The following is a 4,951-nucleotide window of genomic DNA, read 5'->3' as shown; positions in this document are numbered from 1 at the left end:
CATCAAAGCATCCGGTATCCGGCTCTCAGATGCAACGACTTGAAGATAGGAGGCATCATGCCCAGGATTATCTCGAGCACAAAGCTCCGCAACGAGTACAACGAAATCTCGAGCCAGGCTCACAGGGATCCGGAGCCAATCTTTGTGACCAGAAACGGCAATGGAGACCTCGCCATCATGAGCATAGAAGCCTACGAGGCGCTGGCTCGGCGTGCCGAGCTCGTGAACATGCTGGCAGCAGGCCACGCCGACGTCGAGCGCGGACGTACCGTCGACGCAGATGAGGCACTTTCTGCTCTGCGCAGGGAGTTCTCCAGATGAGCGCATGGCGGGTACGCCTGACGGATATGGCGGTGGCGGATATCAGAGAGGCTGCAGCCTACATGGCTGATCAGCTTGCAAATCCGATGGCTGCCGATGACTTCTTGGACGAGGTGCAGGCCAAGGTGGACATGCTCAAGAAGAGCCCCGAATCATATGCCCGCGCAAGAGACTTCGACTTGGCGAAGGCTGGCTACCGATGGTGTCCTGTCGGGAGCTTCCTGATGTTCTTCATCGCAGACGATACTCATCACTTTGTGTGTGTCGAGAGGGTGCTTTTCGGGGCACGAGACTGGAAGTCGCTGTTGTGACATGCACTCCCTATTCGGCCTGTTGAACAGCTGAAACCCAGAGCGGGCTGGCTGTCTGCCTCGAAACATGTACTGGCTTCTTGCTCAATTCCGAGCCTTTGCAGTGCGATTGGGGGCTGCTCCTAGATACGAGCCTACTATTCTAGGTTTTCGCAGTCTTACGTCCTGCCTTCAGGGCGATTGCCACGCCGATTGCCGTGAGGATGACGAAGACAACGACAGGCAGACAGTCAGGTGTCGAGAGCTCGGCGACAGTTGTAGAAGAACGGCACGGAGGTGGCAAAGCCCGCTTCGGCGAGGATGTCGGCCGCATAGGAAGCAGGCAGGCGGGTGGCACTCGTGAGGATGAAGTAGTCGCCCTTGAAGTGCCGGTATATGTGCCCGCGAAGGACCTCGTAACCCTCGGCCGGACGACCCTCGTCCCTCTCGTCCTTTGGCTCCGCTATGTCTCCCCAGTCGCGATGTCCTTCCCGCCATGGCATGTCCCCCAACCGCACGTACTTTTCATTGTATTGAGCATATTTACTCAGTACATTGAGTAAAATTACTCAGTACATTGAGAAACGCAAGGAGGTCGCCATGTTCCAGCGACATCAAGTCAAAACGATCGTCTCGCGCATGAACGAGGCCGACAACCCACTCATACAGGTGGTTGTTGGCCCAAGGCAGACGGGCAAGAGCACGATGCTCTCCCAGGCGTTGGACCAGATAGAGATGGACCACATCTACGTGAGTTCCGACGAGGCGATCGTTTCGAGTCCGGAATGGCTGCAGACCGAATGGCAGCAGGCGCGCAACATGACGGCCGGCGGATTGCGTCCTGTGGTACTGGTGGTGGACGAGGTCCAGAAGGTTCCGCACTGGCCCACGGTCGTAAAGTCCCTGTACGATGCGGATCGGCGCAACGGCACTCCCGTGCGCGCGGTGCTCAGCGGCTCGTCCTCCCTGCTGCTGCACAAAGGCTTGGAGGACTCGCTCATGGGGCGTTTCGAGCTCATCAGGTCCTCCCACTGGAGCCTCGAGGAGTGCTCTGAGGCCTTTGGCTACAGCCTAGAGGAGTACCTCTTCTTTGGCGGATACCCTGGTGCCGCTCGATTCGCAAGCAACGAAGTGCGCTGGGTCTCGTATGTGCGCGACTCTATCATCGAACCAACCATCTCCCAGGATGTGCTTTCCCTTGGGGAGGTCAGGAAGCCTGCCCTCATGCGGGCGCTCTTCAGGCTGGGTGCCACGTACTCCGGCCAGGAGCTCTCATACAACAAGATGGTCGGCCAGCTGCAGGATGCGGGAAACACCACCACGCTCGCGCATTACCTTGACCTCCTGGGCAAGGCGGGTATGCTGTGTGGCCTTCCCAAGTTTGACGAGAAGGCAGCGACACGCCGCAAGAGCTCCCCAAGGCTCATGGTGTACGACACGTCCCTCATGACCGCGACGGACGGGTTGGGCAGGTCCGTCTACGCTGCAGACCGCGCAAGGCGCGGTCATCTGATCGAGTCTGCTGTTGGGGCGCGGCTTCTGGCACGCGCACCCGAGGAGGGCTTCGAACTCTATTGGTGGCGAGAGGGCAACAGCGAGGTCGACTTCGTTGCGGTACGGGGAGCATCGATCTCTGCAATTGAGGTCAAGGGCGGCAACGAATCGCGACAGGGAGGAATGACGAAGTTTCTCCTGCAGCACCCCCAAGCAAGGCGCGTGACCGTTGGGGGGAGTTCCTCGGGCGCATGCACTCTGGACGACTTCCTGCGCGACCGCGTGCCGCTGTTCTACTAGGCGGCGCGGGGGCGGGGGGGGGCGCTGCCATGTCCCCGCCTAACGTGCTGTGGCGTTGAAACTGTCAGGCATTACCATTCTCGCGACGGCGAAGTGCGACGGCACCGGTGACCAGCGCCACGCCCACGACGACGATGCCCAAGAACTGAGAGCTGCCCGCCCTGTCTAAGCCTCGCCAAGCGTAAGTATTGACCCCATGGGTTTCGCATAGGCCTGGGGGTGCGCGTATGCAGCTTGGCTTCTCGATGGTCGGCGTCGTGTTCCTGCTGATGGTCCTCTACGAGTTCGCTTGGGCACGCTACTTCGGAGGCGGTGGGACGCTCACCGGTATGTACCAGCCCCTCGGCCCGATACTCGTGCCCATCGCGAGCCTGCCCGTGGCAGCCTTCGTTCTCCTAGGCATTTGGTACCAGTCTCCCATTGCGGTAGTCGTCGCCGCCATGCTCGGGATTGGCCACACCGGCATCCACCTCGCACACCTCCACGAGCTCACGGGGCTCTAGCGCTAGCCGATAAGAGCGACAGCAGGATGCCCCGACGCCTCAGTGAGGGATGCCGAGGCATCTCGGCTTGCGCCAAGGAGACGAGCCCGCTACTTGCGGAGCACCGAGATGCGCTGCTGCACGTGGTTGCCGCTCTCGATCTCGTCGACCATGGTCACGCCGCCGCACTTGCGGAGCTTGGCGGCGAGCCTGCGCCGCCGACCGTTCTCGCGATTTCTCGTCGTTTACGGGGCCTCGAATGTTGGCCCCAGCTTACGAACGTGTTGCAGAGCGCAACACGTTCGGCGACGTTTCTGTGACGTCCTGCGCTCGTCACACATTCGTGTGCGATTGTGTGACGGTTTGCAACACATTCGGTGAAGAGGCGTTGGCTTTGCTGAGGTAGGCGATAGCGGGTCTCGGAGTCGTGAATCCCCACTGCTATGATTGGTCCACGTACAACCCCACAACGCGAAGGCGGAAATGCACGACATCTGGAACCCCTGGCATGGCTGCACCAAAATCAGCGAGGGCTGCGCGCGATGCTACATGTTCTCCATGGACAGGGCCCGCGGTCTGGATGGCGGCGTGGTGCGGCGCAACAAGACCACGTTCGACTACCCGCTGCAGCGTGACCGCTCGGGTGCGTACAAGGTGAAAAGCGGCGAGTTCATCCGCGTGTGCATGAACTCCGACTTCTTCGTCCCGGAGGCCGATCCATGGCGAGAGGAGGCGTGGAACATCATCCACGCGCGTCCCGACGTGAAGTTCTTCCTGCTGACCAAGCGGCCCGAGCGCATGGTGGAGTGCCTGCCCGCCGACTGGGGCCAGGGCTGGGACAACGTGATGCTCAACGTCACTTGCGAGAACCAGCGTCGTGCCGACGAGCGCATCCCGCTGCTCCTGGCCACACCGGCCGCCCACAAGGGCATCATGTGCGCGCCGTTCATCGGGGCGGTGGACATTGAGCGCTATCTCTGCGCTGGCGACCAGGCCAAAGACGCAAACGCAGCCGGCCGTTCGTACAAGACTCCCGACGGGCTTACGGTGCGCGGCTGCGGTATCGAGGAGGTGAAGTGCGGGGGCGAGAATTACGAGGATCCGCGCCCGTGCCACTTCTCCTGGGTGCAACGGCTTTCCGCGCAGTGCCGCGCGCACGACGTCACGTTCGCCTTCATCGAGACGGGGACCCGCTTCGTCGTGGGCGGCCGCGAATACTATCTGCCCAAGAAGTCCGTGCAGGCCCGGCAGGCGTATCGCTCGGGGGTCGAGCACGCCGGAGCGCCCCCGCAGTGGCGCCTTACCGACCCGCTGGGGCTGCCTCTGCCGCCCGAGTGCCTGTACCAACCCCGCTACCGTACGCGCTGCATGTCGTGCGGCAGTCACCTCATCTGCAATGGCTGCTGCAATTGCGGTCTCTGTGGCGAGCCGCCCGAGCAGCTGCGCCCTTGGAGCGGTGCCTGACTGGAATGCCGGCTGTGCCGCCGTGGCTGCGGAAATGCATTACGGCAAGCAGGCACTGGCAGGCATCGGCGTGACAACGCCGATGATTCTGGCAATCTCCGTCTTTTCCGTAGACCACATGAACATTGCGATGCAGCCCTTGCTGGGACTGGTGCAAGGAGCCCAGCCGCTGCTCAGCTACAGTCTGGGCACAAGGAGCATCCCTCGCGTGAAGGAGGCGTTCCGGTTGCTGCGTGTCTGGTCGGTCCCGCACACTTTCTGGCGAGTATGCACAGACGGTGCCGCTGCGGGTCGTGGTCCACCGTGACCTGCGAGAACCCCACCTGTGCCAGGTGGTCGTGGAGCTGCTCCGCCGTGTAGATCTGCAGGCTGTCGATAATCTTCTTCCATTTGTCATCGGAGGGATTCGTGCCGTCCGACTCGTTCACGATGAGGAATGCTCCGCCGTCCGCGAGCACGCGATGCACCTCCGCAAAGCTCTCGACCGGACCCGGCCAGAAGTACACCGTCTCGAACGCCGTCGCCAGGTCGAAGGTGCCATCCTCCAACGGCAGGTGGCTGACGTCTGCCTCCAGCAGCTCACAACGGCCCTCCGTCACG

7 protein-coding genes are annotated in these 4,951 nt (G+C 61.7%); 5 read left to right on the top strand and 2 right to left on the bottom strand.

Translation table 11 applies throughout. The annotated features are described in order from the left end of the window. Positions 1-57 precede the first annotated feature (57 nt). Together ACO59D_RS12800 and ACO59D_RS12795 are read left to right on the top strand one after the other, a co-directional pair. On the top strand, positions 58-321 hold the full coding sequence (locus tag ACO59D_RS12800) for a type II toxin-antitoxin system Phd/YefM family antitoxin (RefSeq protein ID WP_130813100.1): 264 nt from the start codon (positions 58-60) through the stop codon (positions 319-321). Beyond that, on the top strand, positions 318-632 hold the full coding sequence (locus ACO59D_RS12795) for a type II toxin-antitoxin system RelE/ParE family toxin (RefSeq protein WP_130813101.1): 315 nt from the start codon (positions 318-320) through the stop codon (positions 630-632). The genes ACO59D_RS12800 and ACO59D_RS12795 overlap by 4 nt, the downstream gene beginning before the upstream one ends. Before the next feature lie 230 nt (positions 633-862). Here ACO59D_RS12795 and ACO59D_RS12790 read toward each other — a convergent pair whose 3' ends face one another. Beyond that, positions 863-1,114 (bottom strand): hypothetical protein, encoded by a 252-nt coding sequence (locus ACO59D_RS12790; protein ID WP_130813102.1) that lies wholly within the window; start codon positions 1,112-1,114, stop codon positions 863-865. A 97-nt stretch (positions 1,115-1,211) separates the two neighbouring features. Here ACO59D_RS12790 and ACO59D_RS12785 point away from each other — a divergent pair, with 97 nt between their 5' ends. The 3 genes from ACO59D_RS12785 to ACO59D_RS12775 all read left to right on the top strand — a co-directional run bounded on the left by ACO59D_RS12785 (position 1,212) and on the right by ACO59D_RS12775 (position 4,351). Next, positions 1,212-2,405, top strand: coding sequence for an ATP-binding protein (locus ACO59D_RS12785; RefSeq protein WP_485127316.1), 1,194 nt, complete (start codon positions 1,212-1,214; stop codon positions 2,403-2,405). A gap of 227 nt (positions 2,406-2,632) precedes the next feature. Then, positions 2,633-2,908 carry a hypothetical protein gene (locus ACO59D_RS12780; RefSeq protein WP_485127315.1) on the top strand — a complete coding sequence of 92 codons (276 nt, stop codon included), beginning with the start codon at positions 2,633-2,635 and terminating at the stop codon, positions 2,906-2,908. Between the two features lie 462 nt (positions 2,909-3,370). After that, positions 3,371-4,351, top strand: a complete 981-nt coding sequence (locus ACO59D_RS12775) for a DUF5131 family protein (RefSeq protein ID WP_485127314.1) — start codon at positions 3,371-3,373, stop codon at positions 4,349-4,351. Between the two features lie 173 nt (positions 4,352-4,524). Here ACO59D_RS12775 and ACO59D_RS12770 read toward each other — a convergent pair. After that, positions 4,525-4,951: class I SAM-dependent methyltransferase (locus ACO59D_RS12770; RefSeq protein ID WP_485127313.1), on the bottom strand; the 427-nt coding region annotated here is incomplete at its 5' end.

Source organism: Tractidigestivibacter sp. (assembly GCF_057241865.1).
Note: the sequence above shows the minus strand (reverse complement) of the source record. Positions and strands in the feature narration are given on the sequence as shown.